Annotated in this window: 19 protein-coding genes; 12 read left to right on the top strand and 7 right to left on the bottom strand. The window is 69.4% G+C overall.

Annotated elements, in window-relative coordinates; genetic code table 11:
* Positions 1-2 precede the first annotated feature (2 nt).
* The 4 genes from egtD to F9288_RS18490 form a co-directional block, all read right to left on the bottom strand.
* Positions 3-983 carry an L-histidine N(alpha)-methyltransferase gene (gene egtD, locus F9288_RS18505; RefSeq protein ID WP_174838137.1) on the bottom strand — a complete coding sequence of 327 codons (981 nt, stop codon included), beginning with the start codon at positions 981-983 and terminating at the stop codon, positions 3-5.
* Entirely contained in the window at positions 983-2,251 is a 1,269-nt protein-coding gene (gene egtB, locus F9288_RS18500) for an ergothioneine biosynthesis protein EgtB (RefSeq protein WP_174839181.1), read from the bottom strand. Before egtB ends, egtD begins: the two co-directional genes overlap by 1 nt.
* A gap of 77 nt (positions 2,252-2,328) precedes the next feature.
* The gene (ligD, locus tag F9288_RS18495; RefSeq protein WP_174838136.1) at positions 2,329-4,773 is read right to left on the bottom strand and encodes a DNA ligase D; all 2,445 of its coding nucleotides are present in this window, start codon (positions 4,771-4,773) and stop codon (positions 2,329-2,331) included.
* Between the two features lies 1 nt (position 4,774).
* The gene (locus F9288_RS18490) at positions 4,775-5,638 is read right to left on the bottom strand and encodes a Ku protein (protein WP_174838135.1); all 864 of its coding nucleotides are present in this window, start codon (positions 5,636-5,638) and stop codon (positions 4,775-4,777) included.
* Positions 5,639-5,841: 203 nt separating this feature from the next.
* On the opposite strand from F9288_RS18490, the gene F9288_RS18485 reads away from it, so the two are divergent.
* The 4 genes from F9288_RS18485 to F9288_RS18470 are packed head-to-tail and all read left to right on the top strand — an operon-like array spanning position 5,842 to position 11,552.
* The gene (locus tag F9288_RS18485; RefSeq protein WP_174838134.1) at positions 5,842-7,467 is read left to right on the top strand and encodes a thiamine pyrophosphate-binding protein; all 1,626 of its coding nucleotides are present in this window, start codon (positions 5,842-5,844) and stop codon (positions 7,465-7,467) included.
* Positions 7,468-7,472: 5 nt separating this feature from the next.
* Positions 7,473-8,903, top strand: coding sequence for an aldehyde dehydrogenase family protein (locus F9288_RS18480; RefSeq protein ID WP_174839180.1), 1,431 nt, complete (start codon positions 7,473-7,475; stop codon positions 8,901-8,903).
* Positions 8,893-10,146 carry a kynureninase gene (gene kynU, locus F9288_RS18475; protein ID WP_174838133.1) on the top strand — a complete coding sequence of 418 codons (1,254 nt, stop codon included), beginning with the start codon at positions 8,893-8,895 and terminating at the stop codon, positions 10,144-10,146. The genes F9288_RS18480 and kynU overlap by 11 nt, the downstream gene beginning before the upstream one ends.
* Positions 10,143-11,552 carry an amino acid permease gene (locus F9288_RS18470; RefSeq protein ID WP_254620951.1) on the top strand — a complete coding sequence of 470 codons (1,410 nt, stop codon included), beginning with the start codon at positions 10,143-10,145 and terminating at the stop codon, positions 11,550-11,552. The genes kynU and F9288_RS18470 overlap by 4 nt, the downstream gene beginning before the upstream one ends.
* On the opposite strand, the gene F9288_RS18465 is transcribed toward F9288_RS18470, so the two are convergent.
* Positions 11,532-12,491: a LysR substrate-binding domain-containing protein gene (locus F9288_RS18465; RefSeq protein ID WP_174838132.1), complete on the bottom strand. Its 960-nt coding sequence runs from the start codon at positions 12,489-12,491 to the stop codon at positions 11,532-11,534. The two genes, F9288_RS18470 and F9288_RS18465, sit on opposite strands and share 21 nt — an antisense overlap.
* Before the next feature lie 143 nt (positions 12,492-12,634).
* On the opposite strand from F9288_RS18465, the gene F9288_RS18460 reads away from it, so the two are divergent.
* Positions 12,635-13,645: an amidohydrolase family protein gene (locus tag F9288_RS18460; protein WP_174838131.1), complete on the top strand. Its 1,011-nt coding sequence runs from the start codon at positions 12,635-12,637 to the stop codon at positions 13,643-13,645.
* Between the two features lie 181 nt (positions 13,646-13,826).
* Positions 13,827-13,967, top strand: coding sequence for a hypothetical protein (locus F9288_RS18455; RefSeq protein ID WP_174838130.1), 141 nt, complete (start codon positions 13,827-13,829; stop codon positions 13,965-13,967).
* 70 nt (positions 13,968-14,037) lie between these two features.
* Here the strand turns inward: F9288_RS18455 and F9288_RS18450 are convergent, their stop codons facing one another.
* Both F9288_RS18450 and F9288_RS18445 read right to left on the bottom strand, forming a co-directional pair.
* Entirely contained in the window at positions 14,038-14,484 is a 447-nt protein-coding gene (locus tag F9288_RS18450; RefSeq protein WP_174838129.1) for a VOC family protein, read from the bottom strand.
* A 12-nt stretch (positions 14,485-14,496) separates the two neighbouring features.
* Positions 14,497-15,297: an aspartate dehydrogenase gene (locus F9288_RS18445; RefSeq protein ID WP_174838128.1), complete on the bottom strand. Its 801-nt coding sequence runs from the start codon at positions 15,295-15,297 to the stop codon at positions 14,497-14,499.
* A gap of 181 nt (positions 15,298-15,478) precedes the next feature.
* Here F9288_RS18445 and F9288_RS18440 point away from each other — a divergent pair, with 181 nt between their 5' ends.
* From F9288_RS18440 to F9288_RS18415, 6 genes are read left to right on the top strand one after another with little or no spacing between them, the layout of a single operon-like run.
* Positions 15,479-16,378 (top strand): fumarylacetoacetate hydrolase family protein, encoded by a 900-nt coding sequence (locus tag F9288_RS18440; RefSeq protein WP_174838127.1) that lies wholly within the window; start codon positions 15,479-15,481, stop codon positions 16,376-16,378.
* On the top strand, positions 16,375-17,409 hold the full coding sequence (locus F9288_RS18435) for an ABC transporter substrate-binding protein (RefSeq protein WP_174838126.1): 1,035 nt from the start codon (positions 16,375-16,377) through the stop codon (positions 17,407-17,409). The genes F9288_RS18440 and F9288_RS18435 overlap by 4 nt, the downstream gene beginning before the upstream one ends.
* A complete protein-coding gene (locus tag F9288_RS18430; protein ID WP_174838125.1) occupies positions 17,406-17,969 on the top strand; it encodes a VOC family protein in 564 nt (187 codons plus the stop codon). Before F9288_RS18435 ends, F9288_RS18430 begins: the two co-directional genes overlap by 4 nt.
* Entirely contained in the window at positions 17,966-18,712 is a 747-nt protein-coding gene (locus F9288_RS18425; protein WP_174838124.1) for an ABC transporter permease, read from the top strand. The genes F9288_RS18430 and F9288_RS18425 overlap by 4 nt, the downstream gene beginning before the upstream one ends.
* Entirely contained in the window at positions 18,679-19,458 is a 780-nt protein-coding gene (locus F9288_RS18420) for an ABC transporter ATP-binding protein (protein ID WP_254620950.1), read from the top strand. The genes F9288_RS18425 and F9288_RS18420 overlap by 34 nt, the downstream gene beginning before the upstream one ends.
* On the top strand, positions 19,455-20,279 hold the full coding sequence (locus F9288_RS18415) for an alpha/beta fold hydrolase (RefSeq protein WP_254620949.1): 825 nt from the start codon (positions 19,455-19,457) through the stop codon (positions 20,277-20,279). The genes F9288_RS18420 and F9288_RS18415 overlap by 4 nt, the downstream gene beginning before the upstream one ends.
* The last annotated feature ends 44 nt before the right edge of the window (positions 20,280-20,323 follow it).

Here is a 20,323-nt window from a genome sequence, read left to right as displayed (position 1 = left end):
TGTCATGGCGCAGGTCGCGGGGGCTGCGCTTCCGCGAGATGGACGGCGAACAGGTCATCGGGGTCCGTCCATTCCGCGACCGGCGTCCAGCCGCCCGCGCGCAGCAGCAACCGCGCGTCGTGCGAACCGTATTTGTGGCTGTTCTCGGTGTGGATGGTCTCGCCCTGCGCCATGGTGAAGGGGCGGCCGGCGACGGTGAAGGCGATGTCGCGCGTCGCTGCGAGGTGCATCTCGATGCGCGCGCGGTCGGCGTTCCAGTTCGCGCGGTGGCGGAAGGCGTCGACCGGGATGCTGCCTTGCAGCTCGCGGTTGATGCGCTCCAGCAGGTTGAGATTGAACGCGGCGGTGACGCCGGCCGCGTCGTCATAGGCGTGCTCCAGCGTTGCCTGGTCCTTGATCCGATCCATTCCGATCAGCAGCATCGCGCCCTCGCCGAGCGACCGGCGCATCATGCGCAACAGGTCGACGGCGGCGAAGGGGGCGAGATTACCGATTGTCGATCCGGGGAAGAAGCCCAGCTTCGGCCGCTCGCCCACGATCGGCGGTAGTGCAACCGGCCCGGTGAAGTCCGCCGCGAGCGGATGGACCGGCAGGTCGGGAAAGCGCATCGCGAGCGCGCGGGAGGATTCGCGCAGGAACTCGGCCGATATGTCGATCGGCACATAAGCGGAGGCGGAGACGGCTTCGAGGAGGATCGGCGTCTTGCCCGACGAGCCCGAGCCGAACTCGATCACCGCGCGGCCGTCGCCGACGAGATGCGCGACCTCGCCGCTGATTGCCTGGAGCAGCGCCGTTTCGGTGCGCGTCGGATAATATTCGGGGAGCCGCGTGATCTCCTCGAACAGCGCCGATCCGCGTCGGTCATAGAACCAGCGCGCGGGGATGGCGCGCGGGCGGCGGGTCAGCCCGGCGATCACATCCGCGCGGAATGCCGGATCGGCGGCGGCCAGTGCCGGCGCGAGATCGTCGTCGCGCTTCAGCATCACCGGTCGCTCGCCAGCCGGACGCCGGTGAATTGCCAGCGTTGGTGCGGATAGAAGAAATTGCGGTAGCTCGCCCGGACGTGCCCGCGTGGCGTGGCGCACGATCCCCCGCGCAGCACGAACTGCCCGGACATGAACTTGCCGTTATATTCGCCGACCGCGCCGGCGGCGGGCCTGAAGCCGGGATAGGGGCGATAGGCGCTGCCGGTCCATTCCCACACGTCGCCGAAGAAGGCCGGCCCGGCGGATGGACGCGGCTCGACAGGCCCCGGCGCATCGAGCAGATTGCCGCCACACGGATTGTGCCGGCCCGCGGCGGCTTCCCATTCCGCCTCGGTCGGCAGCCGCGCGCCGGCCCAACTCGCATAGGCATCGGCCTCGTAGAAGCTGACGTGCGTCACCGGCGCGGCGAGATCGAGCGGCTGGCGTCCGTCCAGCCCGAAGCGCGTCCATATCCCGTCGCTGCGCTCCCAATAGAGCGGCGCGGCGATTCCCTCCCGCCGGACCCACGCCCAGCCGTCCGACAGCCAGTGCGCCGACGTCTCATAGCCGCCGTCGGCGATGAAATCGGCCCATTCGCCATTGGTGACGGGACGGTCGGCGATCGCGTGCGGTGCGAGCAAGGTGCGGTGACGCGGGCCTTCGCAATCGAAGGAGAAACCGTCGCCGTCATGCCCGATCCACGCCTCGCCGTCGGGGTGCTCGATCCAGCCGATGGGCGCGGGCAGCGCGGCGGGCCGACGATGGCTCGACGGCCATAGCGCCGGCTCGATCGGGTTTTCGGAGAACAGGTGGAGAATATCGGTCAGCAACAGTTCCTGATGCTGCTCCTCATGCTGGCAGCCAAGCCGCACGAGGTCTTGCGCCTTCGGGGGGAGATCAGGCAGCGCGTCGAGCAGCGCTTCGTCGATCGCCGCGCGATAGGCGCGTATCCCGTCGAGCGTCGGGCGCGTTAGCATCCCGCGCCGCGCGCGCTGGTGGCGCTGCCCCTCGGCCTCGTAATAGCTGTTGAACAGGAAGGGGAAACGCTCGTCGTACAGCCGATGGCCGGGGACGAAATCACGCAGCACGAACGTCTCGAAGAACCACGTCGTATGGGCGAGATGCCATTTGGCGGGGGAGGCATCCTCCATCGACTGGACGGTGGCGTCGGCGTCGGACAGCGGCTCCGCCAGTGCGGCGGTCAACGCGCGCACCGCCACATATCGTTCGGCGAGCGACAACGCGTCGTGTGTGACGCGGCTTTCCCTTGCGCTGCTTTCGATCATCATGAAGTGTAGCCCCGGCCGGATCAGAAGTGGATGTTATCGAGAACGCGGCCGGGGCGTGATTTGTTCACCGCGCCCTATACGTCGGGAAGGTGCTGCGCCGCGACGCACCAATCGCGCAGGTCGCGGCCCTGCGCGCGCTCCAAGAGATGGGCGGCGTCGGCGATGGTGAAGGGGCGGGCGTTTTCCAGCGTCTCCAGCTCGCGCCAGGTGATCGGCGCGGCGACGCTGGCGATCTCCCGCGCGCGGGCGGAATAGGGGAGGACGGCGGTCGCGGCGCGTTCGTTGCGTAGCCAGTCGAGGAATATCCGATCTCGCCGTTCCGCCTTGCGCATGTTGGCGGTGAAGCGCCTGGGGTGCGCCTCGGCCACGGCGCGGGCGAAGCGGCTGGCGAAGTCCTTCACGGTCGGCCAGTCGGCGGTGGCGTCCAGCGGGACGATGACGTGGACGCCCTTGCCGCCGGTCGCCATCGGGAAGCTCGCCAGCCCCATCTCGCCGAGCAGGTCGCGGAGCTGCACCGCCGCGCGGCGCACCTCGGCGAAGTCCAGCCCCTCCTCGGGATCGAGATCGAACACCATGCGGTCGGGATGCTCGACGTCGCTCGCCTTCGCCCCCCAGCCGTGGAACTCGATCGTGTTCATCTGCACGCAGGTGAGCAGCCCCGCGCCGTGGTTCACCACGATATAATCCTCCACGTCGCCGTCCTTCTCGCGGATCGGGACGTGATCGACCTTGTCGCCGAACGCGCCGGAATCGTGCTTCTGGAAGAAACATTGCTTCGCGCGCCCCTGCGGGCAGCGGACAAGGCTGACCGGGCGGCCCGCCAGCCATTGCAGCATCGGCTCGGCAAGGCGGGCGTAATAGGCCGCGAGGTCGCCCTTGGTGACGCCGGTGCCGGGATAGATCACGCGCTCCGGGTGGGTGATGGTGACGCCGAAGGGCGCCTTGCCGGGCGGATCGTCGCCGGGAGCGGCGGCGGGGCTTTCCGGCACCACCTCGCGCGCCTCCTTGTCCTCGCGCAGCCCGAGGAAGCTGGCGTGGCGGACGACATGATCGGCGGTGAATTCGGCGAAGGCGACCTCCGCCACCAGCACCGGATCGACCCATTTCACCCCGCGCGCGGCGGCGCGCGGCACGTCGGTCGGCGCGGTCTTGCGCGCGAGCGGCTTCAGCTTCGCCAGCAGCATCTCGCGCGTGTCGGCGTCGAAGCCGGTGCCGACCCGCCCGGCGTAGCGCAGCGCCGCGCCGTCATAGAGACCGAGCGCGAGGCTGCGCAGGTCGCGCCCCGGCCGGTCGCTCTCGATATGGCCGATGATGACGAACTCCTGCCGCCGGGTGCATTTCACCTTCAGCCAGTCGCGCGTGCGCGTGCCGCGATAGGGCGCGGCGGCGCGCTTGGAGACGACGCCCTCATATCCCTCGCGGCACAGCCGGGCGAACAATTCCTCCCCGCCGGAGGAGAGATGCTCGGCATAATGGATCGGCGGGCGGGCGCCCCCGAGCAGCGCGGCGAGCCGTTCCTTGCGCTCCGCATTGCCCAGCTTCGTCAGGTCCTCGCTGTCCTGCTCCAGCAGGTCGAAGGCGAAATAATGCAGCTCGCCGCCGTGCTTCAGCGCGTTTTGCAGCGCGGAGAAGCTGGGCCGCCCCTCGCCGTCGAACGCCACCACCTCGCCGTCGACCAGCGCGGCGCCGATGCCGAGTCCGGCGAAGGCCTCAACGATCGGCGCGAACCGGTCCGACCAGTCCAGCCCGTGCCGGGTATAGGCGCGCGCTTCCGCGCCGGAGACGGCGATCAGCGCGCGATAGCCGTCATATTTCACCTCGTGCAGCCAGCCCGATCCGGCCGGGACATGATCGACCAGCGTGGCGAGCTGCACATCGCGGAACGCGGGCAGCTTGCCCTTCCGGCGGCTCTTGCCCTTCTTCTCCGGGGGAGCGTCCTTCCCCCCGGCGATCTCCAGCATCGTCCGCCCGCTGGAGACGCTGGTCAGCGCCTTGTCGACCAGATCGCCCGATGCGCCGGCATGGGCGTCCTCCACCTTGCGGAGCAGCCAGTTCTCATGGCGTTCGCCCGGCTTGCCCTTCATCCGCACCAGCAGCCATTCGCCCTTCATCCGCTGCCCGTGGAGGATGAAATGGAGGTGGCCCTGCTTGATCGTCTTCGCCGGGTCCTTGCCGCCGACCGGCTCCCACGTCCCCTCGTCCCACAGCATGACGGTGCCGCCGCCATATTCGCCCTTCGGGATCGTGCCCTCGAACCGGGCATAGGACATCGGGTGATCCTCGGTGCGCACCGCGAGGCGCTTGTCCTCGGGATCGAGGCTCGGCCCGCGCGTCACCGCCCAGCTTTTCAGCACGCCGTCCATCTCCAGCCGGAAATCCCAGTGGAGCCGCGTCGCGTCATGCTTCTGGACGATGAACAGGTTGCCGCCCCGCGTGCCGCGCTCCCCCTTCGGCTCGCGGGTTTTCGAGAAATCGCGCTTGCGATTGTATGTTTCGAGCGGATCGTCGCGCGTCGCCATGTCAGGCGCTCTTGCGGCGGGTGGCGGGCTTCTTCGCGGCCGGCTTCGGCGCCGCCGCCGGCTTCGGCGCCGAAGCCGGCCGGTCGAGCGATTTCTTGAGCGCGGCCATCAGGTCGACGACGTTCGATCCGCGCGCGGGCGCGCGCTCCTCCTCGTCGAGCGCGACCTTGCCGCTCTTCGACTTGCGCTTGCGCGCGATCAGCTCGCGCAGCGCGTCGACATAGCGGTCGTGGAATTCGGAGGCGTCGAACCTGCCGGTCTTCTTCTCGATCAGCGTGGTGGCGAGATCGAGCAGGTCCTCGTCCGGCTTCGCATCGGGGATGTCGCGGAAGAAGCCCGCCGCCTTGTTCACCTCGTCGGCGTAGCGCAACGTCTCCAGCACCATGCCGCGCCCGCACGGCTTCAGCGCGACGACATATTCGCGCCCGCGCAGCGCGAGCTGCCCCAGCCCGACCTTCTTCGCGCGGCGCAGCGCCTCGCGCAGCACGACGAACGCCTCGTCGGCCAGATCGTCGGCGGGGACGACATAATAAGGGCGGTCGTAATAGATGGCGTCGATCTCGGTCATGTCGACGAACTGGGTCAGCTCCAGCGTGCGCTTGCTCTCCAGCTTCACCCCGGCGATCTCCTCGTCGTCGAGCAGCACATATTCGCCTTTCGAAATCTCGAACCCCTTCATGATCTCGTCGGGATCGACCGGGCCGATGCCGTCCACCACCTTCTCGTAATGCACGCGCTTGCCGGACGGCTCGTGGATCTGGCGGAACGAGACGGTCGCGCCGCTCCTCGTGGCGGAATAGATCTCCACCGGGATCGAAACGAGCGCCAGGCGAATCTGGCCCTGCCAATAAGCGCGTGCGGGCATCAAGGGACTCCCTTGAGTGGAGGATGCAGCTTCAATTCCGCGAAGGGGAGTCTGTTCCCTCACCGCAACGATATGCCATGTCGCGGCGCGGCGCAGCGGGCGCGCCACTATAATCGAATTGTCATAGGGCGATGGGAGAGAGGTATTTTCGCCGGCGCGCCGGAGCGGCTAGCGCGGCATCGCCACAGGATGCTGGAGGGGTGATGAGCGGCGAGACGGTTGCGCTAAGACTGGTGCGCGGGTTGCGCGACATGGGCGTGCGCCATGTCTTCGGCGTGCCGAGCGGCGGCTGGGTCGATTACATGGAGGCGCTGCGCGAGACCGACGGGATCGATTTCGTGCTGACCAGCCACGAGGGCGGGGCGAGCTTCATGGCCGATGTGTGCGGCCGGCTGACCGGCGCGCCGGGCGTGTGCTTCGGCACGTTCGGGCCGGGCGCGACCAACCTTTCGACCGGCGTGGGTGGCGCGTTGCTCGATCGCTCGCCGATGATCGCGCTGACCGACGAGATGCCGGCGGCGATGCGCGGCCGGGTGACGCAGATGGGGATCGACCATCAGGCGCTGTTCGCCCCGATCACCAAGAAGACGGTGCGGCTCGACGCGGCGAACATGGACGCGATCCTCGCCGATGCGGCGGCGGTGGCGCTGGAGGGCCGGGCCGGGCCGGTGCATGTCGGCCTGCCGGTCGGGCTGAGCGCGGAGATCGCGGGCGGGGAGGGGGCGGCGGCGGTCGCCCCCACGCCGCCCGCGCCCGATGCCGCGCAGCTCGATGCGCTGGTCGCGGCGTTCCGCGCGGCGAGGAAGCCGGTGCTGGCGGTCGGCCTGAGCGCGACCCGGCTGGGGATCGAGGGGCGGATCGCCGCGCTCGCCGAACGGTTCGCGCTGCCCGTGGTGCTGACGCCGATGGCCAAGGGGATGCTGCCGGAGAGCCATGCCAGCTACGCCGGCGTGCTGTTCCACGCGCTGAGCGACGAGGTCGGCAAGACCCATGCCGAGGCCGATCTGGTGGTGGCGATCGGCTACGACCCGGTCGAGTTCAACTACGAATCGTGGATGCGCGACGGCCTGCCGCTCGCCAGCGTGGACGTGGCGCCGGTGGACGTGGATCGCGCGCGGCATCCGGTGGTGGCGGAGGTGGTCGGCGACATCGCCGCCGGCCTCGCCGCGCTGGAGGCGGTGCAGGCCCCGCGCAAGGATTGGGCGCTGGACGCGGTCGCGGCGCGCAAGGCGGCGATGTTCCAGCGGATGCGCCCGCAGGCCGGCCGGATGGGGCCGTGCGCCGCGCTGGAGGTGCTGCGCGACGTGCTGCCCGAGGACGGGATCATGACCTGCGACGTCGGCGCGCACACCCATCTGATCGGGCAGAAATGGCCGACCCCCGCGCCGGGCCTCCAGATCATGACCAACGGCTGGTCGGCGATGGGCTTCGGCCTGCCCGCCGCGATCGCCGCGAAGCTGTGCCGGCCGGAGCAGAAGGTCTGCGCGGTGGTCGGCGACGGCGGCTTCCTTATGACGGTGGGCGAGTTGGCGACGGCGGTGCGCGAGAAATTGCCGATCGTCGTGCTGGTGCTGACCGACAACGACCTCGCGCTGATCCGCATCAAGCAGCAGCGCAAGCAGAACCCGATCTACGGCACGCCGGTGCGCGAGGAGGGGACGATCGGCGGCCCGTCGCTGTTCGGCGTGCCCGTCACCACCGCCGCGACGCCCGAGGCGCTGCGCGCCGCGCTGGTGGAGGCGTTCGCGGCGGACGGGCCGCGCATCGTGGAGGCGCTGGTCGACAGCCGCGAATATGACGGGCTGGTGCTGCGCAAGGACAAGCCGTGAGCGCCATGGGGGCGGATGCGCGCACCCTGCTGATCGGCGGCGAATGGCGCGCGGCGGCGGAGACGATGGCGATCGCCAACCCCTTCACCGGCGCGCCGATCGGCCGCGCCGCCTGCGCCGACGTGCCGGACGCGCTGGCGGCGGTGAAGAGCGCGACGCGCGGGGCGGCGGCGATGCGGGCGCTGGGCAGCGGCGCGCGCTCCGCGATCCTCCACCGCGCCGCCGACGCGCTGGCGCGCGACGCGGCGCGGTTCGCGCGGGCGATCACGGCGGAGACCGGCAAGCCGATCGCCCATGCCACGCGCGAGGTGGCGCGCGCGGTCAACACCCTGCGCCTCTCCGCCGAGGAGGCGGTGCGGCTGGCGGGCGAGACGCTCGCATTCGACAGCGTGCCGGGCGGGGAAGGGCGCAGCGGCTTCTGGCTTTACGAGCCGGTCGGGGTGATCGCCGCGATCACGCCGTTCAACGATCCGCTCAACCTCATCTGCCACAAGCTCGGCCCGGCCTTCGCGGCGGGCAATGCGGTGATCCTGAAGCCGGCCGAGCAGGCGCCGTTCGTCGGCGTGATGCTCGCCGCGCTGCTGCTGGAGGCGGGGCTGCCGGCGGAGGCGCTCAACCTGCTCACCGGGCGCGGCGAGGTGTTCGGCGACACGCTCGTCGCGCATCCCGGCGTGGCGATGGTGTCCTTCACCGGCGGCGCGCGCACCGGCGAGCGGATCGCCACCGTCGCGGGGGCGAAGCGGCTGGCGATGGAGCTTGGCGCCAATTCCCCGGTGATCGTCGCCGCCGACGCCGATCTCGACAAGGCGGCGGCGGCCTGCGTTTCCGGCGCCTTCTCGGCGGCGGGGCAGAATTGCATCGGGGTGCAGCGCATCTACGTCCACGCCGATCGCTATGACGATTTCCGCGCACGCTTCGTCGCCGCGACCGGGGCGCTGGCGGTCGGCGATCCGGCGCTGCCGGGAACGCGGATCGGCCCGATGATCGGCGTGGCGGAGGCGGCGCGGCTCGAACGCCGCGTCGAGGAGGCGCGGGCGGCCGGCGCGCGGGTGCTGGCCGGCGGCACGCGCGACGGCGCCCTGTTCGCGCCGACCGTGATCGAGAACGCGCCCGACACCGCCGCTTTGGTGTGCGAGGAGGCGTTCGGCCCGGTCGTCAGCCTGTTCCCCTTCACCGATCTCGACGACGCGATCGCGCGCGCCAATGCGCCGCATCACGCGATCCACGCGGCGATCTTCACCGAAAGCCTGCGCGACGCGCTTCACGCCGCGCGGCGGCTGGAGGCGGCGGGGGTGATGGTCAACGATTCGACCGACTATCGGCTCGATGCGATGCCTTTCGGCGGGGCGAAGGGCGGGAATATGGGGCGCGAAGGCGTGCGCTTCGCTATCCGCGAAATGTCTCAGACAAAAACGGTGTGTTTCAATGCGGCTTGAAGAACAGGGTGGAACGATCACGCGCGAATGGTGCGTGGAGCAGGATCGCGGCGACCCGCTGGGTCATTTCCGCGATGCCTTCCTCATCCCCGACGGGTTGATCTACCTCGACGGCAATTCGCTCGGCGCGATGGCCAACGCCGCGCCCGCGCACGTCGCGCATGTCGTGGAGCGCGAATGGGGCGGCGACCTGATCCGTAGCTGGAACAGCGCCGGCTGGTTCGATCTGCCGGTGACGCTGGGCGACATGCTCGCGCCGCTGATCGGGGCGGACGCGGGCGAGGTGATCGTGACGGATTCGGTCAGCGTGAACCTGTTCAAGCTGTTGTGGGCCGCCGCCGACATGCGCCCCGGCCGGCGCAGGATCATCCTGGAGGGCAGCAACTTCCCCACGGACAATTATGTCGCGCAGGGCGTCGCGAAGGCGCGCGGGCTGGAGGTGGTGCTGCGCGAGCGGCACGAGATCGCCGATGCGATCGACGCCGACACGCTGGCGATCTGCATCACCCACGTCCATTACAAGACCGGGCATATCAACGACATGGCGGCCCTTACCGCCAAGGCGCACGAAGCGGGCGCGCTGGCGATCTGGGACCTGTGCCACAGCGCGGGCGCGATGCCGGTGGACCTCAACGGCTGCGGCGTCGATCTGGCGGTGGGGTGCACGTACAAATATCTCAACGGCGGCCCCGGCTCGCCCGGCTTCCTGTTCGTGGCGAAGCGGCATCTGGGCGCGGCGCGGCAGCCGATCACCGGCTGGTGGGGGCATGACGCGCCCTTCGCCTTCGATCCCGGCTATACCCCAGCGCCCGACATCCGCCAGTTCCTCACCGGCACGCAGCCGATCGTCAGCCTGTCGCTGACCGGCGTCGGGCTGGAGCTGATGCGCGCCGCCGACATGACGCAGCTCCGCGCCAAGTCGGTCGCGCTGACCGAGACGTTCATCGCGCTGGTCGAGCAGCGCTGCGGCCGCCACGGCTTCGCGCTCGCCTCGCCGCGCGACGCGGCGGAGCGGGGCAGCCAGGTCTCCTTCACCCATGCGAACGGCTATGAGATCATGCGTGCGTTGATCGATCGCGGGGTGATCGGCGATTTCCGCGCGCCCGATATCGTCCGCTTCGGCTTCACGCCGCTCTACGTGCGCCATGCCGACGTGTGGGACGCGGTGGACGTGCTCGCCGACGTGATGGACAGCGGCGCGTGGCGCGATCCGCGCTATGCCGAGCGCGAGGCGGTGACGTGACGGCCGGCCCTTCCGACAACGAAGCGATCGCGCGCGAGGGCGGGCTGCACCGCACGCTGGGCAAGCGGCAGATCACGATGATCGGGCTGGGCGGCGCGATCGGCACCGGCCTGTTCATGGGCAGCGGCATCGCGATCGGCTATGCCGGCCCGGCGGTGCTGCTGAGCTACCTGATCGCCGCGCTGATCGCGGTCATCATGGTGTTCAGCCTGTCCGAGATGGCGGTGGTGCATCCCACGGCGGGGTCGTTCGGCACCTATGCCGAAATCTATCTCGGCCCGTTCGCGGGCTTCCTGATCCGCTACACCTACTGGATCCAGCAGGTGCTGCTGATCGGCAGCGAGGCGATCGCGATCGGCACCTATATGCGCTTCTGGTTCCCGGAGGTGCCGGTGTGGCTGTCGGCGATCGGCTTCTCGGGCGCGCTGATCTGGCTCAACTCGCGGCCGGTGCGCAATTTCGCCTCGGTCGAATATTGGCTGACCGTCATCAAGGTGACGGCGATCATGCTGTTCATCATCGTCGGGGGCAGCCGCATCCTCGGCCTCACCGGGCCGTCGACCGGGTTGCACAACGTCATCGGCCTGCCCGGCGGCTTCATGCCGAACGGCTTCGGCGGCGTGTGGATGGGCGTGCTGATGGCGCTGTTCTCGTTCCTCGGGCTGGAGTTCGTGGTCGCCACCGCCGGCGAGGCGGAGAACCCGCGCGAGGCGATCCCCGCCGCGCTGCGCACGATGGCGGCGCGGCTGTTCCTGTTCTACATCCTCGCCCTGTTCATCATCCTCGCCTTCATGCCATGGACCGAGGCCGGGGCGAAGGTGGTGACGCAAAGCCCGTTCGTCCGCATGTTCGGCGCGGCGGGCATCCCCTATGCCGCCGATGCGATGAATTTCGTCGTCGCCATCGCCGCGCTGTCGGCGATGAACACCAGCCTCTATCTCGCCTCGCGGATGCTGTTCTCGCTGTCGCGCGGCGGCTATGCGCCGGCATTGTTCGGCAAGCTCAGCGCGGGCGGCGTGCCGCTGGCCGCGACATTGCTGTCGGGCGCGTGCGTGCTGCTGGCGGGATCGCTCGCGATGCTGACGCCGCTCGCATACAATTACCTGTTCGGCATCGCGCTGTTCGGCGGCATCCTCACCTGGGCGAGCATCCTTGCCAGCCATATCGTGTTCCGCCGCCGCCACGCCGCGGCCGCGCTGCCGGTCAGGATGCCGTTCTTCCCGGCGGCGCAGATACTCGGGCTGGGGTTGCTCGCCGCGATCACCGCGACGATGGCGTTCGATCGCGACTTCTGGGACGTGGCGGTGCTGGCCGGCGCGCCCTGGTGCGTGTTCGTCGCGATCGTCTATCGGTTGTGGGCCGCGCGGCGCGGGCGGGCGGCGGCGTCAGCCTCCACCCTCGGCTGAGGGCATGTCGGCGCGGATCGTCGCCGCCACCTCGCGCACCATGTCCATGAAGCACGATACGGCGGCGGACGGCGTGACGCTGGCCCGCGTCGTCGCCCCGATGCGCGAGGCGGTCGCCTCCATGCTGATCGGCAGGATCGCCAGCCCCGGCTGCACCGTCGCCACCTGATAGGGGATGGCGGCGAGCAGGTCCGTCTCCAGCAGCAGCGAATGGTTGGTGAGGATCGAGACGGATTCGATCGCGTCCACCGGCGGCTCGATCCCGGCGCGGCGGAAGGCGAACATGAGCTGCCGGCGCAGCGAGGTTTCCGGCGGCGGGAGAATCCACGACTGGTCGGCGAGGTCGGCCAGCGCCAGCGCGCGCTTTCCCGCCAGCGGATGCCCCTCGCGCGCGACGATCGCGATCGGCTCGTCGTAGAGCACCTCCTGCTCCAGCCCCTCGCGCTCGCGGAAGTCGGGCAGGCGGCCGAGCACCACGTCGAGGTCGCCGGTGCGCAGCGCGGGCATCAGCTTGTCGATCGTCCCCTCGATCACCGTGACGGCGATCCCCGGCCGCCGCGCGCGCAGCAGCGCGAGGCTGCGCGGCAGCAGCGTCGGGGAAGCGGCGAGCAGGGTGCCGACGAACACGCGGCCTGACAGGCCGGATTCGATCGACTGCAATTCCTCGCTAGCGTGGCGGAGCTGGGTGAGGATCAGCTTGGCGTGCTTGATGATGACATCGCCGTACAGCGTCGGCGTCACCCCGCGCGAGGAACGCTCGAAAAGCTGGACGCCCAGCGCCTCCTCAAGCTCCTTGATGCTCTTGGTCGCGGCCGGCTGGGCGATGTTGAGGATCTGCGACCCGCGCAGGATATTCCCCTCCTGCGCCACCGCCGCGAGCAGCTTGAGCTGGCGCAGCTTCAGCCGGCTGAGCAGGAAATTCTCATGGAAACGCGACACGGCCGGTCATCCCTCCCCCGTTTGCAGCGCCGTCACTACTATAATTTTTTGGTAATAACAGCCGGGCGCATCGGAATTATTCCGCGATATCTGCCGTCCTTATTGGGGAAGGGACCATAGAAGTTTTCAGGAGCGCGCCGGGCGTGACCATCATCGACATGCACAGCCATTTCTTCCCCATGTCCGACGCGGCGCATGCCGAGGCGGCGGAACGGGACGGGCTGCCCTGGTTGAAGCCGACCGGCGCGGGCGAGGGCATGATCATGGTCGGCGGGCGCGAGTTCCGCCCGGTGCGCGAGGCGCTGTGGAACCCGGCGGCGCGGATCGAGGATCTCGATCGCAACGGCATCGACATGCAGGTGATCTGCGCGACGCCGGTGATGTTCGGCTATGCGCGGCCGGCCAGGGACGCGGCCGAGACGGCGAAGCGCTTCAACGACCAGGCGGTCGAGATGGCGGCGCACGATTCCCGGCGGCTGAAGGCGCTGGCGCAGGTGCCATTGCAGGATGTCGACCTCGCCTGCGCCGAGGCGAGCCGCGCGATGGCGACCGGGCATCTCGGCGTGCAGATCGGCAACCATCTCGGCAACGCCTATCTCGACGACGAGCGGCTGCTGACCTTCCTCACCCATTGCGCGGAGATCGGCGCGGCGGTGCTGGTCCATCCGTGGGACATGATGGCGCGCGAGCGGATGCCGAAATACATGCTGCCGTGGCTGGTGGCGATGCCGGCGGAGACGCAGCTTTCGATCCTGTCGCTGATCCTGTCCGGCGCGTTCGAGCGGCTGCCCAAATCGCTGCGGCTCTGTTTCGCGCACGGCGGCGGCAGCTTCGCCTTCCTGCTCGGCCGGGTGGAGAACGCCTGGGCGCAGCGCGATATCGTGCGGGTCGATTGCCCCAATCCGCCCTCGTCCTATCTCGACCGCTTCTACGTCGATTCCGCCGTGTTCAGCCCGGATTCGCTGCAACTGGTGGTGGACGTGCTGGGCGAGGATCGCGTGATGCTCGGCTCCGACCATCCCTTCCCGCTGGGGGAGGAGGCGATCGGCCAGCTCGTCGGCACGCACGACCGGCTGAGCGGCGCCGCCAAGGCCAAGATCCTCGGCGGCAATGCGGCGCGCTGGCTGGCGCTGGAGGAAGTGGCGGCGGCCTGAACTGCGGCTCGACGGGGGAAGGGCGGCGCGCGATCGGCGGGCCGCCCTTTTTGCGTCGTCCTTCGGATGATCGGGCGCGTCGCGATGCTCGTCCCGTTGGCGGCTCGGCCCGCCTCTCCGGCAAGGTTTCGTTAACCCGATCTGTCAACATCCGGCGCAAGCTATTGTGTGGAAGCCGTTGATGTTGCGTCTTGTTATTGCTTACACGCTGTTGGCCATCCTGGTCGCCGCGATCGGCGTGGTGGTCGCGCTGGTCGTCCGCCGCCGCCGCCGCGAGCATGAAAGAATCTGGCGCAGGCGCAGGAACCGCGACCCCGATTGAACGCAAAAACCGCCCGCCGCCGGGCAAAAAGGCAAGCCGGGCGGCGGGCGGTGAGGGGAGGCGGGGCGGCTCAGCCCGCGCTTTGCGGCGCGCGATAGCTTTCGGTGCCGACCCAGCCGCGCTCCGACACGTCGACCATCACGTTCTCCGGCCCGGTCATCTTGTATTCGGCATTGTCCTTGGCCGGGTTCTTGCCCAGCCCCTGCGCGAGATTGACGTCGTGGCGCGGCGCGAAGCCGCTGTTCTCGAACCGCTCGACGATGTCGTTGATGTCGTCGCACTGGAAGCCGACGTGGTGCAGCCCGGCATAGCCTTCGGGGAATTCCATCCCCGCCGCCGGGCGGTTCTTGAAAGCGAGCAGCGCGATGTTGATGTGGCCGTCGGTGACGTAATAGCCGCGCGCGTTGCGGCTATCGACGCGTCCGGCGATCTCCCAGCCGAGCACGTCGGTGAAGAAGCGCACCGAATTGTCCGGGTCGGCGGCGGCGATGGCGACGTGGCGCAGGCGAACGGGCATGTCTCTTTTCCTTCAGGTTCCGATGTGGAGCGGGGTGACGAGCGCGCGCAGCGTGGCGATCACGCTCAATGCGGTGATCCGGCCGGTGCCGGGATTCTCGTCGGTGGGCACGTTCTCGATGCTCAGCGTGAAGCGCGCGCTGTCGGCATCGACGGTGATGAAATGCGTGTTGCGCTCCAGCGCCGGGTCCGCCCAGATTTCGAGCCGGGTGCGATCCGGGCCGACGCCCGCCAGCCCCAAGGCGGCGGCGACGTTGACGTTCGCGGGGAAGGCGGTTGCGCCCTCGCGCGCGCTGCCCTCGAATATCTTCAACGGCGCGTCGAGCGCGGTGAGGTCGATCCTGTTGCGCACGACATGCTCGGCCTTGACCAGCGACTTCGGCGGCTTGCGCGTCACCATCGTCACCGAATGGATCGTGCCGAGTGCGGCCGCGCGCACCGCGTCCAGCCCGAGCAGCGCGCCGGTGGCGAGGATGATCCGCCCGCCGCCCTTCGCGGCGCGCGCGACGAGATCGTCGGCGGTCATCAGCGCGGCGCCGCTGACCGTGACGAGGATCCTGCCGTTGTCGGCCGCCGCTTCGGCGATCTCGCGGAACGCGGCGGTGGGGGCGCAATCGACGATCACGTCCGCGCGCCGCGCCATCTCCGCGATGCTGACGACCGGCACGTCCCATCCGGCCTCCGCCAGATAGCGTCGCGCCTTGTCCTCGTCGCCCGCCGCGACGCAATCGAGGACGAGCGAGTCCTCCTTCTCGACCAGCCGGCGCGCGACGACGCGGCCGATGGTTCCCAGCCCGGCGATGCCTATCTTCATCGCGCCGGATTAGGATCGGCGCGCGCGCGTCGGAAATATCGTTTGCGACTGTCGCTATAGTCAGGCCGCTATATTGGTACGGCGGGCTATAATGAAATCCGCGTCGCCTATGCGGAAGCCATATTGGACCTGACGCGCGGCGCCCGTCACCTTCCCGCCTCGACACGATGGGGAGAGGAAGATGATCTGGCACGCGCTGGCGACCTGGCGACGCGACGGGACGGAGCGCGCGGCGATCGTCGTGGGGGACGCGATCCATGACCTTGATACCGTCGCGGCGGCCCATGCGCCCGCGCTGGCGGGGCGGAGCGTCACCGACCTGATCGCGGACTGGGCGAACGCCGGCCCGGCGGTCGCCGCGCTGGCCGAGGCGCTGGCTGGGCGCACGGCGGATGTGTCGCGCGCCGATCTCGCCGCGCCGTTCGTGCCGCGCCGGGTGTTCGGGGCGGCCTCCAACTATATCGAGCACGCCGAAGAGATGCAGACCAAGCTCGCCGCCAAGGCGGAGAGCGAGCCATATATCTTCCTCAAGACCGTCGAGAGCGTGATCGGCCCGGACGAGACGGTGGTGGTGCCGCCGCAGGTCAAGCGCCCGGACTGGGAGGTGGAGCTGGGCGTGGTGATCGGCCGCGCCGGGCGCAACATCGCCGCCGCCGACGCCTTCGACCACATCGCCGGCTATACGATCGTCAACGACGTGTCCGCGCGCGACAAGACGCGGCGCGGCGACTTCCCGTTCTCGCACGACTGGTTCCGGGGCAAGAGCTTCGACACCTTCACGCCGGTCGGCCCGTGGTTCGTGCCGCGCGACTGCCTGGGCGATCCGCACGACATCCGGCTCGGCCTGAAGGTCAACGATGAGGCGATGCAGGACGGCAATACGGCCGAGATGATCTTCGATTGCTTCGAGCAGATCGCCTATCTCTCGACCATCCTGGAGCTGAAGGCGGGCGACCTGATCGCCACCGGCACCCCGGCGGGCGTCGGCATGGGGCGCGGCGTGTTCCTGAAGGACGGGGACGTGATGACCGCCTGGGTCGACGGGATCGGCCAGCTGCGCAACCCGGTGCGCGCCGGATGAGACGCGCGACGCTCCTGCGGATGATGCCGGGGCTGGCGGTGATCCTAGCGATCGCCGTCGTCACCCTGTTCTCCGCGTTGCGGCCGGAGCCGGTGGCGCGCGCGGCGGGAGGCGGGGCGCTGACGCCGGTGCGCTTCAACATGAGCTGGTTGCCGCAGGGCAGCATGGCCGGCGTGTTCGTCGCGATGGACCGGGGCTATTACGCCGATGCGGGCCTGCGCGTGGAGGCGATGCGCGGCTTCGGCGGCACGCGGACGGTGAACGAGCTGGATCGCGGCATGTTCGAGTTCGGCTATGTCGATCCGCTCAGTGTCGCGATGAACCGCGCGAGCGGCGGCCACGCGCGGCTGGTCGGCGGGATCAACATGCGCTTCCCGGCCGGGGCGTGCTTCGTGCGCGAGCGGCATCGTATCGACACGCCGGCCGATCTTGCCGGCCTCACCTTCGGCGCGGGGCTGAACAGCGCGGTGCAGACGTTGCTGCCGGCATGGCTGCGCCGCAACGGGGTGGACCCGGCGCGGGTGCGGCAGATCCAGCTCGATCCGGCGGTGGTCGTCGCCGCGCTGATCGAGGGCAAGGTCGATGCCGCCGAATGCTGGCTCGGCAATTCCATGGCGCTGTTCCAGAAGCGCGCGAAGGCGGCGGGCGTCACGATCGGGCGGCTCGACTATGCCGATTTCGGCTTCGACGTGTACGGCAGCGGCATCGCCACGCGCGACGCGCTGATCGCGCGCGATCCCGATCTGGTGCGCCGTTTCCTCGCCGCCACCTATCGCGGCTATGCCGACGCGGCGCGCGACCCGGATGCGGCGCTGGCGATCATCCGGCGGCATTTCCCGCTGCTCGACGCCGGCGTGACGCGGCAGCAGATCGTCGAGACCGCGCGATTGATGGCGGGCACGCACCGCTTCGATCCCGCCCGGATCGCGCGCACCACCGATTTCCTCAAGGCGGCCGGCCGGCCCGGCGGCGACCTGCCGGCGGACGCCTTGTTCACCAACGAATTTCTTGACGGAAAGGCAGCGCAATGACGGATGATGCGATCCATTACCGGCCGCGTCCGACCAAGCTGGGCCATCTCGTGCTCAAGGTGCGCGACATCCAGCGCTCGCTGGCCTTCTATACCGAGGTGGTGGGACTCACCGTCTCCGACTGGATCGGCGACCATATGGTGTTCCTGCGCTGCGGCCAGGACCATCACGACCTCGCGCTGCTGCAACTGCCGCCGGGGCATCGGGCCGCGCCGGAGGGCTTCTACCCGTCGGTCGAGCATTTCTCCTATCGCGTCGAATCGATCGCGGAGATGGAGCGGATCACCGCGATGCTGGTCGCGCGCGGGATCGAGATCGATCGCGGGCTGGGGCGGCATGGGCCAGGGGCGAACACCTTCATCGTGTTCAAGGATCCGGACGGCAACAATGTCGAATTCTATTCGGACATGACGCAGATCACCCCCGACGCGCCCTATGAGCCGTCGGTGTGGGACGGCGGCACGCTGGAGACGTTCGACCAGTGGCGGCTCGACAAGTTCGTCGTGCCGCCGCCCGCGCGCATCCTGCCGCTCATAGACAAGGACGGGGACAAGGAGTGAGCCGGGCACGGGATATCGGCATCACGATCCTGTTCTTCGCTGGGCTGCTGCTGGCGTGGGAGCTGGGGGTGCGCTGGTCGGGCGCGAAATCCTATCTGCTCGCGCCGCCCAGCGCGATCGTCGGGGAATTGTGGCGATCGCGCGCGGCGCTGGCGGACGGCACGCTCAAGACGCTGACCGAGGTGTTCTGGGGCTTCGTCATCGCGCTGGCGGTGGGGGTGCCGGTGTCGGCATTCGTGTTCTTCTCGAACGGCGCGCGGCGGACGGTCTATCCGCTGCTCGTCGCGCTCCAGAGCATCCCCAAGGTCGGGCTGGCGCCGATCCTCGTCGCCTGGCTCGGCTACGGCCTGTCCTCCAAGCTGACGATGGCGTTCCTGTTCGCTTTCTTCCCGATCGTCGTCGCCGGGATGGGCGGCCTCGCCAGCACGCCGGCGCATCTGGAGGAGCATTTCCGCGCGCTCCGGGCGACGCGCTGGCAGACCTTCTGGCGGCTGCGCCTGCCGTGCGCGCTGCCGGCGTTCATCGACGGGTGCAAGGTGGCGATGCCGCTGGCGGTGATCGGGGCGATCGTCGGCGAGTTCGTGGGGTCGAACGACGGCCTCGGCAACCTGATCCTCACCGCGTCGGGATCGGGCAACACCGCGCTCACCTTCGCCGCGCTGCTGACGGTGACGGTCCTGTCGCTGCTGCTGTTCTACGGCGTCGAATATTGGGAGAAGTTCGTGTGGTGGCGCGCGGCATGACGGCGGCGATCGAGATCGACCGCGTCGCCAAGACGTTCGGCGGGCGCTCCGTCATCGCCGAGGTATGCGCGAGCGTGCGCGACCATGAGTTCGTCTCGGTGCTCGGCCCGTCCGGTTGCGGCAAGAGCACCCTGCTGCGCCTGATCGCCGGGCTGGAGCCGATCGACGGCGGGGAGATACGGCTGTTCGACACGGCCGTCACCGCGCCCGCCGGGGATGTGGGATTCGTGTTCCAGACCTCCAACCTGCTGCCGTGGCTCGACGTGCGCGGCAACCTGCTGCTCGGCGTCGATCTCGATCGCGCGGCGCGGCGGCCATCGGAGAGCGAGCTTGCCGAACTGATCGATACGCTCGGCCTGGCGGGTTTCGAGGAGAGCTTCCCGCACCAGCTTTCCGGCGGGATGCGGCATCGCGTCGCGATCGGGCAGGCGCTGGTGCGCAACCCGCGCGTGCTGCTGATGGACGAGCCGTTCGGCGCGCTCGATGCGCTGACGCGGGACCGGCTCAACATGGAATTGCTGCGCATCTGGCAGCGCGACCGCAAGACGGTGGTGCTGGTGACGCACAGCATCGCGGAGGCGGTGCTGCTGTCCGATCGCGTGATCGTGATGTCCGAACGCCCGAGCCGCGTGCTGGAAGAGGTGACGATCGACCTGCCGCGCCCGCGCGACCCCTCGCGCACGCGCGAAGACCCGGCGTTCGGCGATCATGTCGTGCGCCTCAGCCGATTGATGGGAGTGGAATGATGCAGTCGGGCGTGCTCGCCGCCGAGGGGGCGGACCTCTATTGGGAAGCGCATGGCGAGGGGCCGGCGATCGTGCTGGCGCATGGCGTCGGCGGCAATCACGCGATCTGGTTCCGGCAGATCGGGCCGCTCGCGCGCGCGAACCGCGTCATCACCTTCGACCATCGCGGCTTCGGCCGGTCGGCGGATCGCGACGGGCGCGGGCGGGCGGCGTTCGCGGAGGACCTGCGCGCGTTGCTCGATCATCTCGGAGTAGAGAAGGCGTTGCTGGTCGGCCAGTCGATGGGCGGCGGCACCTGCGTGGATTTCGCCTGCCGCTGGCCGGAGCGCGTCGCGGCGCTGGCGATCGCCGACAGCCTCCACGCCATCGCCGAGCCGGACGACGTGCGCCCGCTGATGGACGAGGCCCGCGCCGCGACGCGCGACCTCGGCCAGATCGAGCGCGTGCTGGGCGCGAAGGCGCGGGCCGAAGACCCGGCGCTGGCGATGCTCTATGCGCAGATCAACAGCTTCAACGCGACCGACCGGCACAATCTCGCCGGAGCCTTCCCGGCCCACGCGCCGGAGGAGATCGGCGGCGGGCGTTTCCCGATCCTGTTCATCGCTGGCGTTGAGGACGCGCTGTTCCCGATCGAGGCGATCCGCCGCGTGCAGGCGCGCGTGCCGGGATCGTTCATGGTCGAGGTGAGCGATGCGGGCCATTCCGCCTTCCTCGAACGGCCGACCGAGTTCAACGACACCTTGCTGACGCTGGCGCAGATGGCTGGCCATGCGGGGCGCGTCGCCGCGCATTCCAACGCGGCGGGCTATACGCCCGCGTGACTATAACGAACCCGTCATAAGGGCGGCGGGAGATGATATTTTTC

Source organism: Sphingomonas sp. CL5.1 (assembly GCF_013344685.1).
In the GTDB taxonomy this organism is placed as follows: Bacteria; Pseudomonadota; Alphaproteobacteria; order Sphingomonadales; family Sphingomonadaceae; genus Sphingomonas.
Note: the sequence above shows the minus strand (reverse complement) of the source record. Positions and strands in the feature narration are given on the sequence as shown.

What these genes read in the sequence shown, in the direction of transcription:
- egtD (WP_174838137.1), bottom strand. Translation starts at nt 983, where the DNA reads ATGCTGAAGCGCGACGACGATCTCGCGCCGGCACTGGCCGCCGCCGAT.
- egtB (WP_174839181.1), bottom strand. Translation starts at nt 2,251, where the DNA reads ATGATCGAAAGCAGCGCAAGGGAAAGCCGCGTCACACACGACGCGTTG.
- ligD (WP_174838136.1), bottom strand. Translation starts at nt 4,773, where the DNA reads ATGGCGACGCGCGACGATCCGCTCGAAACATACAATCGCAAGCGCGAT.
- F9288_RS18490 (WP_174838135.1), bottom strand. Translation starts at nt 5,638, where the DNA reads ATGCCCGCACGCGCTTATTGGCAGGGCCAGATTCGCCTGGCGCTCGTT.
- F9288_RS18485 (WP_174838134.1), top strand. Translation starts at nt 5,842, where the DNA reads ATGAGCGGCGAGACGGTTGCGCTAAGACTGGTGCGCGGGTTGCGCGAC.
- F9288_RS18480 (WP_174839180.1), top strand. Translation starts at nt 7,473, where the DNA reads ATGGGGGCGGATGCGCGCACCCTGCTGATCGGCGGCGAATGGCGCGCG.
- kynU (WP_174838133.1), top strand. Translation starts at nt 8,893, where the DNA reads ATGCGGCTTGAAGAACAGGGTGGAACGATCACGCGCGAATGGTGCGTG.
- F9288_RS18455 (WP_174838130.1), top strand. Translation starts at nt 13,827, where the DNA reads ATGTTGCGTCTTGTTATTGCTTACACGCTGTTGGCCATCCTGGTCGCC.
- F9288_RS18450 (WP_174838129.1), bottom strand. Translation starts at nt 14,484, where the DNA reads ATGCCCGTTCGCCTGCGCCACGTCGCCATCGCCGCCGCCGACCCGGAC.
- F9288_RS18445 (WP_174838128.1), bottom strand. Translation starts at nt 15,297, where the DNA reads ATGAAGATAGGCATCGCCGGGCTGGGAACCATCGGCCGCGTCGTCGCG.
- F9288_RS18440 (WP_174838127.1), top strand. Translation starts at nt 15,479, where the DNA reads ATGATCTGGCACGCGCTGGCGACCTGGCGACGCGACGGGACGGAGCGC.
- F9288_RS18435 (WP_174838126.1), top strand. Translation starts at nt 16,375, where the DNA reads ATGAGACGCGCGACGCTCCTGCGGATGATGCCGGGGCTGGCGGTGATC.
- F9288_RS18430 (WP_174838125.1), top strand. Translation starts at nt 17,406, where the DNA reads ATGACGGATGATGCGATCCATTACCGGCCGCGTCCGACCAAGCTGGGC.
- F9288_RS18415 (WP_254620949.1), top strand. Translation starts at nt 19,455, where the DNA reads ATGATGCAGTCGGGCGTGCTCGCCGCCGAGGGGGCGGACCTCTATTGG.